The sequence below is a fragment of the Chitinophaga jiangningensis genome (assembly GCF_900142605.1).
Lineage (GTDB): Bacteria > Bacteroidota > Bacteroidia > Chitinophagales > Chitinophagaceae > Chitinophaga > Chitinophaga jiangningensis.
On sequence record NZ_FRBL01000012.1, the window covers coordinates 80,880 to 98,663 of the forward strand.

The window sequence follows — 17,784 nt, forward strand, 5'->3', positions numbered from 1 at the left end:
ATCAAAACTGCATTCACAGCATGATCTCGAAAACCTTTATAGAGCGCAAGAATACTACGATCGTAATTGCTATACTCATCGTGATTGTAGGTTTGATCTGTATGTTTAACCTACCAATCGCGCAGCTGCCGGATATTGCGCCACCCGTTACGGATGTACGTGCCAGTTATGTGGGTGCCAACTCTACCACGGTAGAAGAAACGGTGACCACCCCCATCGAAAACCAGGTAAACGGTACGCCCGGCGCCATGTATATTCAGAGTGTGAGCGCCAATGATGGTTCGATGAGCCTGACCGTTACCTTCAACCTCGGTACCGATCCCGACATCTCCACGCTGGACGTACAGAACCGCGTGAGCCTGGCGTTGCCCAGTACACCGGACGAGGTACGTCGTGTAGGGGTAACCGTTAAGAAGCGTTCCAACGATATGTTGATGGTAATCGCGGTGAACTCGCCCAAAGGCACACATAGCCGTGAATTCCTTGATAACTACGTAAATATTTACCTCAAACCTGAGCTGGCACGCTTGTCAGGCGTAGGTGATGTAAATGCTTTTTCCCAGGATTATTCCATGCGCATCTGGCTGAACCCGGATAAGCTGGCCGCCCTCGGCCTCACTGCCGGCGATGTAGCTGCTGCCATTACGGAGCAAAACCAGCAGGTGCCTGCGGGTAGTGTTGGTGCGCCTCCAATCGATAAACACCAGGCCTTTGAATACACGGTTAGTGTAAAGGGGCGACTGGCTACCTCGGAAGAATTCGGAAATATTGTTATACGGCGCAGCACCAATGGTTCGTTGGTGCGACTCCGGGATGTTGCCCGCATCAATCTCGGCTCCTTTACCTACGCCATCGAAGCCAAAGCGGACGGTAAAACCGGTTCAGGTGCGGCGATTTATTTGTCGCCCGGTGCAAACGCCCTGGATGTAAACGACCGCGTAATTGCCCGCATGGAGGAACTCTCTAAGTCTTTCCCGGAAGATATGCAGTGGCTCGTGCCCTTTGAAACTACATCTTTCGTAAGAATTTCCATTGAAGAGGTAATTCAGACTTTCATCGAGGCCTTGCTGCTGGTGGTGATTGTGGTATTTATCTTCCTGCAGAACTGGAGGGCTACACTCATCCCGGTCCTGGTTATTCCGATTTCACTGATTGGTACCTTTATATTTTTCCAGTTGCTGGGCTTCTCCATCAATACCCTCACTTTATTTGGTTTCGTGCTCGCCATCGGTATCGTGGTGGATGATGCCATTGTGGTGGTGGAGGCGGTGCAGCATCATATTGATGCGGATTTGATGTCGCCGCGGGAAGCCACCTTCAAGGCCATGTCGGAGGTACAGGCGCCGGTAATCGCCATTGCGCTGATCCTCGCGGCAGTGTTTGTGCCGGTGGCATTTATCCCCGGGGTGAGCGGGCGATTGTATCAGCAGTTCGCCCTCACGATCGCATTTTCCGTGTTGTTATCGGCATTTCTGGCGTTAACACTAACGCCTGCACTGACAGCTATTCTGTTGCGGCCTGCTCATCTCACTAAAGAATCCCATGGTTTAAACAAAATCTTTTATAAGTTCAACGTATGGTTTGGCAAAGTGACGGAGCGCTATGGTAACGGGGTAAAACACGCCATCCATCAAACCTGGCTGGTGCTTATCATCCTTGTAGGGCTGTTTGCTGTAGCCGGTTACCTGTTTAAGAAAACACCAACTACTTTTGTTCCTCAGGAAGATATGGGTGCCATGTTTATCGCCCTGGAGTTACCGGACGCATCATCTTCGGGTCGTACCAAAGAGGTGATTGAGCAGATTAACCAGATATTGCTGGCCGACAGTGCTGTAAGCCACTTCTTCGGAATCGCGGGTATCAACTTCGTGGCCAACGCTACCAAGCCTAACTCGGGTACTTTCTTCGTAAGTCTCAAACCCTGGGACGAGCGCTATAAGCACGGGGACGACATCGGTACCGTTGTAGGCAGAATACAAGGCAAGGCCGGACGCATTTTAGGCGCCACCGTTATTTGTATTCCTTCGCCCACACTGCGTGGTTTGGGTAACTCCGGTGGTTTCTCCTTTATCATGGAGCAAAAGAGTAACCCGGACATGGCCCAGCTCAACCAGGTGTTGGGGCAGTTCCTGATGGCTGCCAACCAACGCCCGGAAATTGCCCGGGCATATGCTTTCTTTAGCGCCAATACGCCGCAGTTCAATGTGGAGGTGGACAGAGATAAATGTAAACAGTTGGGCGTAGCAGTGAGCGATGTTTTTGGCGCCCTGCAAACTTTCCTCGGCGGATTATATGTGAACGACTTTACCCGGTTCAGCCGCAGCTTCCGCGTGGTGTTGCAGGCAGATTCCCTGTATCGTACCAGCATTGATAATTTGTCGACCTACTACGTTCGCAACAACACCGGCCAGATGATTCCGCTCAGCGCGCTGATCTCCAGTAAAAAAGGAGGTGGTGCGCCGGTAATCAACCACTTTAACCTGTACCGCTCCATCGAAATCGACGGGGACGCGCAACAGGGCTACAGTTCCGGTGATGCCATTAAAGCCCTGGAAGAAGTGGCTGCTAAAGTGCTGCCCTCCAACTTCGGCTACGAGTGGGCCAACGTATCCTTACAGGAAATTGAGGCTGGAAATAAAAGCCTGCTCATCTTCGGACTATCGATATTGTTTGTATTCCTGCTGCTGACGGCCCTGTATGAGAGCTGGTCGGTACCATTCTCCGTACTCCTGGCCGTACCGGTAGCGCTGTTCGGGTCTATCTGCGCGCTGGCACTGACCAAACAGGCTAACTCCGTGTATTCCCAGATCGGTTTGATCACCCTCATTGGTTTGTCCGCCAAAAACGCCATCCTGATCGTAGAGTTCTGTAAGGAACGTGTGGACAGGGGGATGCCACTGCTGCAGGCCACCCTGGAAGCGGTAAAGCTGCGTTTCCGCCCGATCCTGATGACCTCCTTCGCGTTTATCCTTGGGGTAATGCCGCTTTGCTTCGCCAAAGGCGCTGGCGCTGCCTCCCGTGTAAACATCGGATTTACCGTGGTAGGGGGGATGCTGGCTGCTACTTTTGTGGCTATCTTTAGTGTGCCGGTACTGTACGTGCTCATCACAAAACTGGCCTACGGTAAGAAAAAACTGGCCGAACTGGAACAGTTTGGAAACGAAGAAAAGAAACCTAAAGGACTCGGGGAATAATCATGAAAAACACAGAAAGATTCAGCTCAAGGGTCGAAAACTATGTAAAATATCGTCCGCATTATCCGGACAGCCTCATTCCGTTTCTCAAAGAAGCCGGCGTATTACGCCCCGATACTGTGGTGGCGGATATTGGCGCCGGTACGGGCATTTCAGCGGAACCTTTTCTGGAACAGGGTAATAAGGTGTATGCCGTAGAACCCAATAGGGAGATGCGGGAGCAGATGATCAAAATGCTGACGCCCTATGGAAATTTTGAGCCCATAACGGGGACGGCAGAACGAACTACCTTACCGGATAATAGTGTGGACCTGATCGTGGCAGGACAAGCCTTTCACTGGTTTGATGCGCCTGCTGCCAAAGCTGAATTTCTCCGTATAGGCAAGCCCGGTAGTTACGCGGCACTCATCTGGAATGTACGTCAAACGGAAAATCCGTTTGAAAAAAATTACGAAGATTTGTTGCGTAAATACGGCACCGACTACGCCACCGTAAATCACAAGAATATCACCCCTGCGCAAATGGCTGCATTTTTTGCCCCTGCCGGTTATGAGCTGAAGCAATTGACACATGCACAGCAATTTGATTTCAAAGGATTAAAAGGCAGGTTATTGTCCGCCTCCTATGCCCCGGAATCAGGGCCGCAGCATGAAGCCATGCTCAATGAGCTGGAAGAGATTTACGATAAATTTCAGGTGAATGGTATGGTGAAGTTTCACTTTTTAACGGAAATATATCTGGGGCCTTTGCAGGCATAATAAAGCTATAAGCTGGAAGGGGTCGGTGCCGTACGGCACCGACCCCTTCCGGTTTTTACCCATGCCGAAGGCATGGGTAAAAACTATGCAAGTGATTCATACAAAATCTCTATAGGATGCTTCGCTATCACCCCGGTACCATCCTTCACCTGGTGCCGGCAACTGGTGCCCGGCGCTGCAATGATAGTGCCTGAAGCGGCATTGCGCACGGCTGGAAACAGTATCATCTCGCCAATCTGCATACTCAGGTCGTAGTGTTCCTTTTCATACCCAAATGACCCTGCCATGCCGCAGCAGCCGCTCGGAATCACTTCCACGGTGTAGTTACCGGGTATGGACAGGATTTTTTTACTATGCAGGGCAGATGACAGTGCTTTCTGCTGACAGTGGCCGTGTAATTTAATATGTTGTGTGCGGGTAGTAAACTGCGCAGCGGTGATATTGCCTTTGTCGGCCTCCATCGCCAGGAACTCATCTACCATATACACGTGTTTGGCCAGTTCTTTTGCGCCGTTTCGCAGTCCGTCGCGTACCAGATCGGGGTACTCATCGCGGAAGCTCAGAATGGCAGAAGGTTCTACGCCAAGCAAAGGTGTTTTTTCGTTGATAAGGGTCTGGAAAATGCGTACGTTGTCTTCCGCAATTTCCCGCGCTTTGCGGAGCAATCCTTTGGACATATACGCTCTGGCGCTCTCCGGATGCTCTACCATCTCTACTTCATAACCCAGTTTATGCAGGAGTTTCACGGCTTTGATACCAATCGTAGTATCGTTGAAGTTAGTAAACTCATCACAGAAGAGGTAGACCTTACGGTTGCCGGATTTTCCCTTTTTCTCCTTAGGCCAGCGGCGGGTAAACCAGTTGCGCAGGGTGGTGGTGTGCAAAGTAGGCAGCGAACGTTTAGGCGCAAAACCGGAGAATTTACGTATAAGGCTGCCCGTTAGTGGATTTTTAACCAGGCCATTATAAATAGATGGTGCAATGGCGGCCAGTCCGTTGAGTTTGGAATAGTTACCGATCATGTTGGCACGCATCGGAACGCCGTTGGCATCGTAGTAATGCTGCAGGAATTCCATTTTCAGCTTCGCCATATCCACGTTGGAGGGGCACTCCGACTTACAACCCTTACAGGCGAGGCAGAGGTCCAGTACTTCGTAGATTTCTTTATGATCGAAGCGGTTTTCCTTATTGGAATGCGTGAGGAATTCGCGCAGGATATTTGCCCTTGCGCGGGTGGTATCCTTTTCGTTGCGGGTAGCCATATAGCTGGGGCACATGGTACCACCGCTGAGCTGCGTTTTACGGCAGTCGCCTGAACCGTTACATTGCTCCGCATGCTGAAGGATGGTTTGGTCCGGGAAGTGGAAAATGGTATTGATATTAGGTGCGGCCTGGCCTGGCTCGTAGCGGAGCATGCTGTTCATGCTCGGCGTATCCACGATCTTGTTAGGATTGAAGATATTTTCCGGGTCCCAGGTGTATTTGATTTCCCGCAGCAGTTCATAGTTTTTGTCACCCACCATCTGTTTGATGAACTCACCACGGAGGCGGCCATCACCGTGTTCACCGGAGAGGGAGCCCTGGTATTTTTTCACCAGTCCGGCAATTTCTTCTGCAATTTTGCGGAAGAGGTGATTGCCTTCAACTGTTTTCAGGTTGATGATAGGGCGGAGGTGAATTTCACCGGAGCCGGCATGGGCGTAGTGTACAGAGTACAGGCCGTATTCTTTCAGGATTTCGTTGAAATCGCGGATGAAATAAGGCAGGTCTTCTACAGCAACGGCGGTATCTTCGATTACCGGCACTGCTTTTTCATCGCCGGGGAGGTTACTGAGCAAGCCGAGGCCTGCTTTGCGCAGGGCCCAGATTTTTTTGCTGTCGTCGCCGAAGAGCAACGGGAAGTGGTATCCCAGGCCTGCTTCGCGAAGTTTGGCTTCCACCTGTGCGCACATTGCTATGATTTCTTCGCGGGTATTGCGACAGAATTCCACGACGAGGATAGCGCCGGGGTCGCCCTGTACGAAGAAACGGTTTTTGCTTTGTTCGATATTATCTTTTGTACACTCCAGGATGTAGTGGTCGATCAGCTCACTGGCACTGGGTTTAAAATCCATTACCAGCACGTTGGCGCGGAGCGATTCATCAATATTATTGAAGTGTATGCACAGCAGGCCTACTTCCTTGGGAGGGATGGGGTCTACATGCAACTTTATTTCAGTGAGGAAAGCCAGGGTACCTTCTGATCCGGCGATGAGTTTACAGAAGTTAAAATCTTCCGTGCCGGCAGTGAAAGGGTTGGTTTCCAGCAGCATGTCTACAGCGTAGCCGGTATTACGGCGGGGAATGCTCTTTTTAGGGAACTCTTTCCTGATTTCGGCGGCGTTGTTATGGTTGCTGAGTGTAGTACGGATTTGTTTGTAGATGCGGGTTTCGAGTGTGTCCGGGCCTTCGCATTTCTGGTGGAAGGTTTCTGCATCCATGGCACCGAACGTCACTTCCTGGCCGTCGCTGAGGAGGGCTTTTACTTCCAGCAGGTGCTCGCGGGTGCTGCCGTAAACAACGGAGTTGGAGCCGCAGGAGTTGTTGCCCACCATACCACCAATCATGGCTCTGTTGGCGGTGGAGGTTTCCGGCCCGAAATACAGCCCGTGGGGTTTGAGGAACATATTCAGTTCGTCTCGGATAACGCCTGGTTGTACGCGTACCCAGCCTTCTTCCTTATTCAGTTCCAGAATTTTAGTAAAAGTCCGGGAAACATCGGTGATGATGCCGTTACCTACTACCTGCCCGGCGAGGGAGGTGCCGGCAGTACGCGGTATCAGGGATGTTTTGTTTTCACGTGCAAATCTGATCAGTGTTTTAAGATCTGCTTCATCGGCCGGAATCGCCACTGCTAAGGGCATTTCGCGGTATGCCGAAGCATCTGTGGCATAAAGGGTCCGCATCGTATCGTCTGTGTATAACGTGCCTTTCAATTCCCCGGCCAATTGCTCTAGCTTGTCGCGCATGATATATGTACCTGTTTTGAGAGGGCAAAATTAATATATCATTGCGGCTTTTTCATCTCCTGTAATATAATCGTCAAAAAAAGAATCAATGTTTTATTAACTCAGGTTTTTTTATCTCAATGCCACACACTCTTTTCACCTGGTCGGCAAAGTAGATACCAAGTTCGGGGATATTCTTTTCTGATTTGGTGTGCAGAAAGAAATAGAATTCTTTAAGACCCTTATCCAGCCAGTATTTGAGGCGGTGTGTCCAGTCGTCGATCCGGGTGAAGTCGGTCGGATGCAGGTCGTTGGCCACAAACCGTATAAACGCTTTGGGCACGGTCAGATGCATGTGCAGGCAGTCGCGCCGCCCGGGTGTATCCGTAATAACCGCTCCCACCTTATGTTTGGCCAGTGTCTGGAACAATTCCATACGTGCGGCCTCGTCTTCGAACCAGTCGGGATGGCGCAGTTCCACAAAAAACTGCAGGTCGTTGGGGAGGCCGGCCACATAGTCATAAAGTTGTGTACGCCTACCCGGACCGAATTTCTCACTTAACTGTAAAAATATGGGGCCGAGATGTTTACCGAAGCCCAGCATGCCGTCCAGGAACTCGGTGGTGCGTTCGCCGGCGTTGCTTAGGCTGCTGTAGTGGCTGATCACCTGTGGTACCTTGGGGCAAAATACGAAGTCCTGCCCACGGGCTTTTTCACCCCAGCGGCGAACTGCCGTTTCATCATAAATTTTATAGCGGGTAGCGTTAAGCTCAATGCTGTTGAAATGTTTGATGTATTCCTGTAGGTATTGATTTTCGCGGGTGCCGGCAGGGTAGAGGAGGTCGAGCCATTCGCGGCGGGCCCATTTGGCGGCGCCTGAAAATACGCGTGGATGGCGTACCGGGGTGCCTTTCAGCACACGCTTATTCCAGAGTGGTTCTGCCGGAATCTTAAAATCAATATCATCCAGCATGGATGTGGGGACCGTACCGAACTTCATAATGATAGCTATTAGATAATACTCCGTCGGCAAGGGTTGTGCCAGCAAGGTAAGAAAATTTTGAATTTCAGTTTTTTGCAACTAACTTAAGGAAATACAATTAGCAGCATGGAAATTTTACACGTCAGCGCGGAATGTTATCCGGTAGCGAAGGTCGGAGGACTGGGGGATGTGGTAGGGGCCCTACCCAAATACCAGCAGGAACTCGGGCATATTGCCAAGGTAGTACTGCCGGCCTACAGGAATAAGTTTTTCGATACCCATGAGTTTGATGTGGTACACCAGTCCGGTATGTGGTTAGGCCACCAGTGGTACCATTTTAATGTTTTAAAGGAGAGACATAATAGTCTCGAATTCGACCTTTATCTCGTAGACATTCCCGGGTTGCTCGACACACCGGGGGTGTATGGATACCCCAACGATACAGAACGTTTTCTGGCTTTCCAGATCGCGATACTCGACTGGATCAACGAATGGCATCACCAGCCGGCAGTGATGCACTGCCATGATCATCATACGGCATTAATCCCCTTCCTGCTGAGTTATAGTTATAAATATAATCGCCTCAGCCAGATTCCTTCGGTGCTTACTATTCATAATGCACAGTACCAGGGCCAGTTTGGCTGGGATAAACTGTACCTGCTTCCGGGCTTTGACCTGTGGAAGGCGGGCCTGCTCGACTGGGGAGGATGCATCAATCCCCTGGCAGCCGGGATCAAATGTGCCTGGCGGGTGACCACCGTTTCTCCGGGTTATATGGAGGAGTTATATCAGAATGCCAATGGCCTTGAAAGCCTGATCAGCAGCGAGCGGGCTAAAACCAGCGGCATCATCAACGGCATCGACACGATAGTATGGGACCCTGCAACAGATCCCCGCATATCGAACAATTATACCCCTGAATTGATTCCTGAAGGAAAAGAAGTGAACAAACAGGATCTCTGTGAACGGTTCGGACTGGACTCGTCCCTGCCGTTGATATCGTTCATTGGGCGACTGGTGGGCGACAAAGGCGCTGATCTTCTCCCTGAAATAATAGGAAGAAGCTTACACGAACTGCCGGGAGAAGTTAACTTCCTGGTACTCGGCAGTGGCGATCCGCACATCGAATGGATGTTACAGGAAACGAGAAATTATGCCAGCTATGGATTTAATCTACATATCGGGTATGATGAGGCATTATCGCACCTGATCTATGCCGGCAGCGACTTCCTGCTCATGCCTTCGCGGGTGGAGCCTTGCGGCCTAAACCAGCTGTATGCACTGCGTTATGGCACGATACCTGTTGTGAGGAGTACCGGAGGTTTGAAGGACACGGTTACCGACTTCGGCGACGCCGGTGGTGTGGGTATCCGGTTTATTCAGCCCTCTGTATGGGATGCCTGCAGCTCCGTTAAAAGAGCCATAGAGTTGTATAAGGACAAACGCAGACTGCGCGATGTGCAGCTCTCCGGAATGCACCTGGACCACTCCTGGAACGCTTCTGCACAGCAGTACATAGATCTCTATCAAAGCATGCGCATCTGATTCAGAAAAATAACTCCCTTTATATATATGTCTAACGCCGTAATATCCATTATATTAGGAGGTGGGGCCGGAACCCGCCTATACCCGCTTACTCGTCGCCGCTCCAAGCCGGCAGTACCTTTGGCCGGTAAATACCGCCTGGTCGATATCCCCATTTCCAACTGCCTGAATGCCGGGTTAAACAGGATCTTTGTGCTTACCCAGTACAATTCCGCGTCGCTGAACAAGCATATCAAGAACACCTATCGTTTCAGCAATTTTGATAAGGCATTTGTAGATATCCTGGCGGCAGAACAAACCCCGGATAATCCTACCTGGTACCAGGGTACGGCGGATGCCGTAAGGCAATGCCTCCACCATATGGAGAATTTTGAGTTCGAATATGTGCTCATCCTCTCCGGTGACCAGTTGTACCAAATGGACTTCAGCAAATTTATACAGCAGCATAAAGATACCGGCGCTGATATTTCCATCGCTACCATTCCAGTGGCTGCAAAGGAAGCATCCGACTTCGGTATTCTCAAAACCAATGAGCAGGGCGCCATCGTATCGTTTACTGAAAAGCCGCCGCAGGAGCAGCTGCCGCCATGGGCATCTGAAGTGAGCCCTGAAATGAAGGAGGCCGGCAGAGAGTACCTGGCCAGTATGGGGATCTACGTTTTTTCCCGCCAGGTATTGTTTGATATGCTGATGGGTAACCCGGATCAGGCTGATTTTGGTAAACAGGTGATTCCTTTTGCCATCGCCTCCGGTTACAAGGTGTTTAGTTATCAGTACGAGGGTTACTGGACAGATATCGGGAATATTCCTTCCTTCTTTGAGGCTAATATTGGTCTGACGGATGATATCCCGCTGTTTAACCTCTACGATGAGTCGCAAACCATCTTCTCCAGGGCAAGAATGTTGCCGCCGGCAAAAATTTCAGGTGCTATTGAAAGAACTATTGTGGCCGATGGTTGTATTATTCTGGCAAGCCGCCTGGAACGTTGTGTGATTGGTATACGTACCCGGATAGGAAAGGGCACGGTTGTCACAAACAGCTATATTATGGGCAGCGATTACTATCAAACCCTGGAAGACCTGAAAAAAGCGCAGGAGAAAGGACTTCCGCCCATCGGCATCGGTGAAGCGTGTGTAATCAACAATGCTATCATCGATAAAAACGTTAGTATAGGCAATAACGTTCGTATTAACGGAGGTAAACACCTCGCTGATGGCGACTTTGAAAAGTACACGGTAAAAGATGGTATCGTTGTTGTGAAAAAAGGCATGGTGCTAAACGACGGCTTTGAGATTTGATGACCAAATGTGGTAAACATGCAATTGTCTATTGAGCGGAAAAACACGAAAATTTATCCGGACCTTAAAAGGGTGGTAGCCAGGTTCTTCTTCAACGGTGAAGCAAGAGCCAAATCAATCATTCAAAAGGTGGTGGAAATGGATGATACGGAGGTTAACCTAACGATTATGCCTATACTGAGAGAGTTCTCCCGGAGGCATCGTAATATTACAAGGATCTTCGAACGGCATGCCGACAGGGTAAGTCACCTTTTTGAGGCATTGCAGATCAGTTACGAAGAACTCAGTTATCGTAAGAAACTGCTCATAGGCTCGTATTTTACCAATGAATATTCCATCGAATCTGCCGCTTTCTTTAATCCAAGTATCATTGAGGATATTGACCAGAGCGGCCTGGAAGAAGGTGAAAAGCGCATCATTATCAGTTTCAGGGCAGTAGGAGAAGGGCACGTTTCATCAATAGCGTTCAGAAATGGCGTTATCAACAGGGACAATGAAATCTTCCTGGAATCCCCCGGCAATTATATAGATGAAGCGGAAGTAATCCGCAATGCCGTTTACCAGAAGCAATCGTTTTTCCAGAATGCGGTGTCCATCAAGTTGCCGGATTCGATTATGCAGGAGGTGCAAAACAGCCTGTCCGATAAGTTCGAGTACCAGGCATTGAAGCGCACCATCCGGGATATGCAGCAGCGTTACCAGGTGGATCACCTGCTGAAGAAGGAGCTGGAACGTGTGCTGTGGCTGGCAGACAGCTATTATGAACTCAACTTTTCACTGGATACGGATATTTCCGACAGAATTATTTTTCCTTATTCAGATGCTGAGAGTCGCGGTATAGAAGATGCCCGTTTTGTGAAATATACTTCCGATGACGGGTCGGTCACTTACTACGCTACCTACACGGCGTACGACGGGATTACCATCCAGCCCAAACTGCTGCAAACCAAAGATTTTTATACTTTCAGAATTATGCCGTTATACGGGGAAGGGGCCCAGAACAAGAACCTGGCGCTCTTCCCCCGTAAGATCGGTGGCAAGTATGTGATGATCTCCCGCATTGATGGCATCAACGGGTATATCATGTATTCAGATAAAATTAATATCTGGGAGAATCCACAGATACTTCAAACGCCGAAGTACCCATGGGAGTTTGTACAGGTGGGTAACTGCGGTTCGCCCATTGAAACATCGGAGGGATGGCTGGTGATTACCCATGGTGTGGGGCCTATGCGTACCTACTGCATAGGGGCCAGTTTGCTGGACCTCAACGATCCCCGTATAGAAATAGGCCGCCTGCGGGAGCCGCTGCTGGTGCCCAAAAAAGACGAACGCGAAGGCTATGTGCCTAATGTGCTCTATAGTTGCGGGTCTATTATTCACAACAATGAACTGATCATTCCATATGGTTTATCTGACTATGCGTCGGGTTTTGCCAGCGTAAACCTCGACAAGTTGCTGTCCACCATTAAAGCCGATGGCGTTTAATCTCTCCCGATAACAAAAATTTATTTTTTCCATTTGTCAGGATATCCACAAGTTATTCCTGCAAATCTGCCGTTCCTTAATTACCTGGTGCTGGTAATGAAAAACTATTTAACTTCGTACATTCAAATTTTTCGATGTATTGGTTTCATTGAGCTCCACCACATCTGTAATTCATCATGCGTAATTATTGATAGATATGCTCGAGTATATTCCTTATGGGGAAACAGGTTATTTTAACCAGCTGGTAACAGATTTTTTGGCAGAAGATCCACAGATAAGGCCTTTTTACAAATATTCACCCGTCAGACCGGATTTTGCAGCAGCGATAGAAGCCCGTAAGGCATTTGCTACTCCACGAAAGGAGTTGGTAGCAGCGCTGGAAGCACAGTATGCTACTTTAGCCCCCGAGCCTGCCGTGCAGCAGCATATCAGCAGTTTGCTCAGCCCTGATACCTTTACCGTCTGTACCGCCCATCAGCCCAATATTTTTACCGGTTACCTGTATTTTGCCTACAAAATCCTGCAAACGATAAAGCTGGCAGGAGAGCTGAAGCAACAGTATCCGCAATATAATTTTGTGCCCGTATATTATATGGGTAGTGAAGATGCTGACCTGGAAGAATTGGGCAGTATTTACCTGGAAGGTAAAACACTTACCTGGAATACGCAGCAGCAGGGGCCTGTAGGCCGTATGGCGCCGGAAGGACTGGAACTGGTGATCAGCCAGATCCAGGACAGCATCGGCTTTTTGCCACACGGAGCTGAGCTGCTGGACATCCTACGCAAAGCCTACCTGGAGCATGGTAATATCCAGGAAGCTACGCTTTACCTGGTGCATACCCTGTTTGGCCGTTTTGGTTTAGTAACGGTAGTACCGGACAGCGCTGCGCTGAAGCGTTTATACATTCCCGTTATAAAGGATGAACTGTTGCATCAGCGGTCGCATGACCTCGTGGCAGACACGCTTTCGAAGATCGGGAATCACTATAAAATACAGGCGAATCCCCGTGATATTAACCTGTTTTACCTTGAAACCGGTATGCGGGAGCGCATTGTACGGGAGGGAGATCTGTGGAAAGTACTGCATACCAAAAAGAGTTTCGATCAGGCGCAACTGGAAGCAGAGCTGGAAGCGCATCCGGAGCGGTTTAGCCCGAATGTGATTTTACGGGGTATGTTCCAGGAAACGATTTTGCCTAACATTGCCTTTATTGGCGGCGGCGGTGAAATTGCCTACTGGCTGGAGTTGCAGCAGTTGTTTGCACATTATGGCGTTCCTTACCCCGTGTTACTGTTGCGTAATTCCCTTTTGCTGGTGGATGAGCAGAGTAATACCCGTTTGCAGAAGCTGGAATTGCCGGTGCGGACCTTGTTTCAGCGTACGGATGATATCATCAACAGTTTTGTGCAGCGGCATACCGATGCTGCGCTGGTGTTGAAAGATGAATATGCAGCAATGGAACGGCTGTTCGATATTTTGGAGGAGAAGGCGAAGAGCATTGATATTACGCTGGTGGCTTCTGCGAATTCCGAAAGGAAGAAGGCGATGAAGTCCATTAGTAAATTGGAACACAAGTTTCTGCGTGCGGAGAAAAAGAAGTTCGCGTGGCAAACGGATCAGATCAGAACTATCAGAGCGCGGTTATTCCCGGCGGGCTCGTTACAGGAAAGAAAGGAAAACTTTATTCCATGGTTTGCGATGGAGGGACCTGCATTTTTTGACAGGTTGCTGGAAGTGCAGACGCCGGTGACGGATCAGTTTACGATTGTGATAGCTGGGTAACAGCCTATAAATAAATAAAGGGCCGGAATTGCATTGGATGATGCAATTCCGGCCTTTTTGTTTGCCGGTTTGTTTATCAAGAAAAGTTTGCATGTGAAAAAATGACTATTTTTTAAGGTTTCTTTCCAAAATGTTTAAAAATTGCATTTTTTTGCGACCTATAAATTCTATACCTAATTCTCTACTAGATGAAAAAATTATTTACGCTGTTAGTTATTTGTTTGCTGAGCAACTATGTTTTTGCTCAGGAATTCCGTCATGGTGTAGGTACGGGTTTCCTGGTACAGGTGCCGGAGGGGGATGCGGGGGAGGTGCTTCCCACTTTGCTGTATTACCCACGGGTATGTTTCCCTATGTCTTCCGGGAAGACTTCTATTTCACTCGGTGTGCCGCTTACTTTTGGGATAGCCGCGTCATGGGGGGAGAGTGGTAACAGTGCTTCTTTTGCCTTCAATGCACCGGTTACGGCCGAATTCAACTTTGGCGCCGGCGCTATAAAAAACAGTGGCAGGCGATTTGGCTTTTTTGTAGGTGCCGGGTTTGGATATCATTACGCGACATACAGTGAGGATAGTGATTACTGGGGTGGAGAGGCATATGACTATAGTGAAAGTGCTGCTGGTGTGGGACCTGCTGCAGATGCAGGGGTGCGGTTCAAAGTAGGAAATCGTAATCGTAACATTGAGATACGTACTTCGTATATGCGCACCGTTTCTGACAATGTGTATGACGTATTTGGATTGAATTGCCTGTTTAATTTTTAATTATCGTTGCCCGGATAGGTGATTTCGCTTTCCGGGCAAACTTTTCTTAGTTGCATTCCCAAGGCACAATTCTTGTGGCAGATGCCGTTATGCAACAACACTCAACCCCTGGCTTTGTGAATGTACGAGGTGCACGTGAGCACAATCTCAAAAACGTTGACCTCATTATCCCCCGCGATGCATTAGTCGTATTTACTGGTATTTCCGGCTCCGGAAAATCCTCGCTTGCTTTCGGAACATTATATGCGGAGGCGCAGCGCCGTTATTTGGAATCGGTGTCGCCCTATGCCCGACGGCTATTTCACCAGATGCCGGTGCCGGAGGTGGATGAAATTGAAGGGTTGCCACCTGCAGTCGCCTTGCAACAGCAGCGTGGTACGCCTACCACCCGTTCTTCTGTAGGCAGTGTATCTACTTTAAGTAACCTGATGCGCATGCTTTTTTCGAGAGCGGGTGATTATCCGAAGGGGCAGGATATTATTCATGCCGAGGCTTTTTCTCCGAATACACCGGAGGGGGCTTGTCCTACCTGTCATGGTATGGGTCGGATTTACGATGCTACGGAGGAGTCGATGGTGCCCGATCCCAATCTGACTATCAGGGAGAGAGCGGTGGCCGCCTGGCCTACGGCCTGGCAGGGGCAGAATTACCGCGATATCCTTACTACGATGGGATATGACGTCGACAAGCCCTGGAAAGATTTACCACAAAAGTTACGTAACTGGATATTGTTTACCGAAGAGCAGCCTACCGTTCCCGTGTATGCCAGTTTTACCCTGGAAGAGGTGAAGGATGCACTCAAACGTAAGATGGAGCCCAGTTATATGGGCACGTTCATGGGGGCACGCAAATATGTGATGCATACTTTTGCCAATACACAAAGCGCGATGATGAAAAAGCGTGTGCAGCAATATATGCTGAGCACACCTTGTCCGGAGTGCCACGGTAAAAGATTACGAAGGGAGTCGCTGTCCGTGAAGTTTGGAGGTATGGATATTGCGGAGATATCGGCCATCCCACTGAAACGCCTGTACGAAATGATGCAGGGAAAGATAAAAGCGGTACCGGATGAGCAGCATCCTGAAAAAGCGATGGTAATACAACGCATTGCGGTGGATCTGGTGGCGAGGTTGCAGGTGATGCTGGATCTTGGTTTAGGATATCTTTCGCTGGAAAGGAGCACGCCTACCTTATCACCGGGTGAGCTGCAGCGGTTGCGCCTTGCTACGCAGGTACGATCCAACCTGTTTGGGGTAGTGTATGTATTGGACGAACCTTCAGCCGGCTTGCATCCGGCAGATACGCAGTCGCTGCTGCGGGCATTGGACCGCCTGAAAGCAGCGGGTAACTCGTTGTTTGTAGTGGAACACGACCTGGAAGTGATCCGGCATGCCGACTGGATCGTAGACGTAGGGCCACTTGCAGGAGAAAAGGGAGGAACGATTTTATATAGTGGAGCAACGGAAGGGTTGGAGCGCATAGCTGGTTCCATCACCGCCAAATACCTCTTTAATAAATTGCCGCCGGCCAGGCATGAGCCACGTACAGCCAGCCACTGGCTGCAGTTACAGGGGATAACAAGGAATAACCTACAGCAACTGGATGTCAGTTTTCCATTACATTTATTTACCGCTGTTACCGGCGTGAGTGGTTCCGGAAAATCGAGTTTGGTGAGTCAGGCTTTGGTGGAGCTGGTAGCGGCGCACTTAGGAACTTCAGTGGCGGAGGAAGAGGAAGCACCGGACCTGGCGGAGGACAAGCCTGAAACGCTGGAGGGGCGTATTGTTGGTGGTATGGATCAGGTGAAGCGGATGCTGCTGGTGGATCAGAAGGCGATTGGCCGTACCCCCAGGTCCAACCTGGCTACCTATACCGGTTTGTTTGATCATGTACGAAAACTATTTGCTGCCACTAAAGCAGCGAAAGCCCGGAAATACGATGCTGGCCGATTTTCCTTTAATATGCCAAAAGGCCGGTGTGAAAACTGTAATGGCGAAGGCTTTGTAATGGTGGAACTGTTGTTTTTACCCAGTGTGTATGCCCCTTGTCCGGTATGCCATGGCAGCAGGTATAACGCCAAAACGCTGGAGATTAAATACAAAGAGAAAAATATAGCGGAGGTTTTGCAGATGACGGTTGACGAGGCGTATCATTTTTTTGAAGATGATTCAGCCGTGCATCACTCCCTGCATGTGCTGCGGGAGGTAGGTTTAGGTTACCTGCGGCTGGGACAGCCGGCCACGGAGTTATCGGGCGGGGAGGCGCAACGTATAAAGCTGGCAACTGAACTACAGCGTATGGGCAGAGGCAATACCCTTTATATCCTGGATGAACCAACTACGGGGCTGCATCCTGCGGATGTGGACAAGCTGATGGTGCAGTTGAATTTACTGGTAGATGCCGGTAACACGGTGATCGTGGTAGAGCATAATATGCGGGTGCTCGCCGGCAGTGATTGGGTGATTGATATTGGCCCTGGCGCCGGTGAGGAAGGCGGGAAGATTGTAGCGCAGGGGACGCCGGGGGAGGTGGCGAAGGTGAAGGAGAGTAAAACAGCGGCGTTTTTGGGAAGGTATTTGTAGAAAAATTGTAGCTAATAATATTAGTATTCCTGGAATGAGAAAAAAAATATTAATACGAGAAATCTATTGTAGATACTGGTTTTTAGTGTAAAAATTTTCTGCTAATTTTTTTGGTAAAATTGAATTTTGTACTATCTTCGAATTGCTTCATTAGAACATTTATTACTCCGCCTGGAATGTCGGCTAACTTCCAGGCTTTTTTCATCTCCACTCTAAATATTGCATTTTACCATAATGGTAAAATCACCTAAACTACCAGGGTGCTGGTTTGGTAGTGTAATAAATGTTTCCCAATGAAGCATCGCTGTCATTTCAATTGTAAAAACGGCTGGGTTTTCACTCCTTTCCGTACGGTTAGGGGCGTTAAAGTATGGCATCCAACTGGGGGTGTCTATCGTTTCG

Annotated in this window: 10 protein-coding genes; 8 read left to right on the top strand and 2 right to left on the bottom strand. The window is 49.4% G+C overall.

Going from position 1 to position 17,784, the window contains the following annotated elements:
- Positions 1 to 20: 20 nt before the first annotated feature.
- Both BUB18_RS26640 and BUB18_RS26645 read left to right on the top strand, forming a co-directional pair.
- Positions 21 to 3,194, top strand: a complete 3,174-nt coding sequence (locus BUB18_RS26640; protein WP_073087039.1) for an efflux RND transporter permease subunit — start codon at positions 21 to 23, stop codon at positions 3,192 to 3,194.
- Between the two features lie 2 nt (positions 3,195 to 3,196).
- Positions 3,197 to 3,952 carry a class I SAM-dependent methyltransferase gene (locus BUB18_RS26645; RefSeq protein WP_073087041.1) on the top strand — a complete coding sequence of 252 codons (756 nt, stop codon included), beginning with the start codon at positions 3,197 to 3,199 and terminating at the stop codon, positions 3,950 to 3,952.
- An 83-nt stretch (positions 3,953 to 4,035) separates the two neighbouring features.
- Here BUB18_RS26645 and BUB18_RS26650 read toward each other — a convergent pair whose 3' ends face one another.
- Together BUB18_RS26650 and BUB18_RS26655 are read right to left on the bottom strand one after the other, a co-directional pair.
- Positions 4,036 to 6,960: an FAD-binding and (Fe-S)-binding domain-containing protein gene (locus tag BUB18_RS26650; protein ID WP_073087043.1), complete on the bottom strand. Its 2,925-nt coding sequence runs from the start codon at positions 6,958 to 6,960 to the stop codon at positions 4,036 to 4,038.
- An 85-nt stretch (positions 6,961 to 7,045) separates the two neighbouring features.
- A complete protein-coding gene (locus tag BUB18_RS26655; RefSeq protein ID WP_073087045.1) occupies positions 7,046 to 7,939 on the bottom strand; it encodes a DUF72 domain-containing protein in 894 nt (297 codons plus the stop codon).
- Between the two features lie 108 nt (positions 7,940 to 8,047).
- On the opposite strand from BUB18_RS26655, the gene BUB18_RS26660 reads away from it, so the two are divergent.
- From BUB18_RS26660 to uvrA, 6 genes are all read left to right on the top strand, one after another.
- A complete protein-coding gene (locus tag BUB18_RS26660) occupies positions 8,048 to 9,466 on the top strand; it encodes a glycogen synthase (RefSeq protein ID WP_073087047.1) in 1,419 nt (472 codons plus the stop codon).
- Between the two features lie 27 nt (positions 9,467 to 9,493).
- Positions 9,494 to 10,765: a glucose-1-phosphate adenylyltransferase gene (locus tag BUB18_RS26665; RefSeq protein ID WP_073087049.1), complete on the top strand. Its 1,272-nt coding sequence runs from the start codon at positions 9,494 to 9,496 to the stop codon at positions 10,763 to 10,765.
- An 18-nt stretch (positions 10,766 to 10,783) separates the two neighbouring features.
- On the top strand, positions 10,784 to 12,253 hold the full coding sequence (locus tag BUB18_RS26670; RefSeq protein WP_073087051.1) for a glycoside hydrolase family 130 protein: 1,470 nt from the start codon (positions 10,784 to 10,786) through the stop codon (positions 12,251 to 12,253).
- 196 nt (positions 12,254 to 12,449) lie between these two features.
- Entirely contained in the window at positions 12,450 to 14,036 is a 1,587-nt protein-coding gene (bshC, locus tag BUB18_RS26675) for a bacillithiol biosynthesis cysteine-adding enzyme BshC (RefSeq protein ID WP_073087053.1), read from the top strand.
- A 188-nt stretch (positions 14,037 to 14,224) separates the two neighbouring features.
- A complete protein-coding gene (locus BUB18_RS26680; protein WP_073087055.1) occupies positions 14,225 to 14,800 on the top strand; it encodes a hypothetical protein in 576 nt (191 codons plus the stop codon).
- Between the two features lie 89 nt (positions 14,801 to 14,889).
- Positions 14,890 to 17,382: an excinuclease ABC subunit UvrA gene (gene uvrA / locus BUB18_RS26685; protein WP_073087203.1), complete on the top strand. Its 2,493-nt coding sequence runs from the start codon at positions 14,890 to 14,892 to the stop codon at positions 17,380 to 17,382.
- Positions 17,383 to 17,784 lie beyond the last annotated feature (402 nt).

What these genes read in the sequence shown, in the direction of transcription:
- BUB18_RS26640 (WP_073087039.1), top strand. Translation starts at nt 21, where the DNA reads ATGATCTCGAAAACCTTTATAGAGCGCAAGAATACTACGATCGTAATT.
- BUB18_RS26645 (WP_073087041.1), top strand. Translation starts at nt 3,197, where the DNA reads ATGAAAAACACAGAAAGATTCAGCTCAAGGGTCGAAAACTATGTAAAA.
- BUB18_RS26650 (WP_073087043.1), bottom strand. Translation starts at nt 6,960, where the DNA reads ATGCGCGACAAGCTAGAGCAATTGGCCGGGGAATTGAAAGGCACGTTA.
- BUB18_RS26655 (WP_073087045.1), bottom strand. Translation starts at nt 7,939, where the DNA reads ATGAAGTTCGGTACGGTCCCCACATCCATGCTGGATGATATTGATTTT.
- BUB18_RS26660 (WP_073087047.1), top strand. Translation starts at nt 8,048, where the DNA reads ATGGAAATTTTACACGTCAGCGCGGAATGTTATCCGGTAGCGAAGGTC.
- BUB18_RS26665 (WP_073087049.1), top strand. Translation starts at nt 9,494, where the DNA reads ATGTCTAACGCCGTAATATCCATTATATTAGGAGGTGGGGCCGGAACC.
- BUB18_RS26670 (WP_073087051.1), top strand. Translation starts at nt 10,784, where the DNA reads ATGCAATTGTCTATTGAGCGGAAAAACACGAAAATTTATCCGGACCTT.
- bshC (WP_073087053.1), top strand. Translation starts at nt 12,450, where the DNA reads ATGCTCGAGTATATTCCTTATGGGGAAACAGGTTATTTTAACCAGCTG.
- BUB18_RS26680 (WP_073087055.1), top strand. Translation starts at nt 14,225, where the DNA reads ATGAAAAAATTATTTACGCTGTTAGTTATTTGTTTGCTGAGCAACTAT.
- uvrA (WP_073087203.1), top strand. Translation starts at nt 14,890, where the DNA reads ATGCAACAACACTCAACCCCTGGCTTTGTGAATGTACGAGGTGCACGT.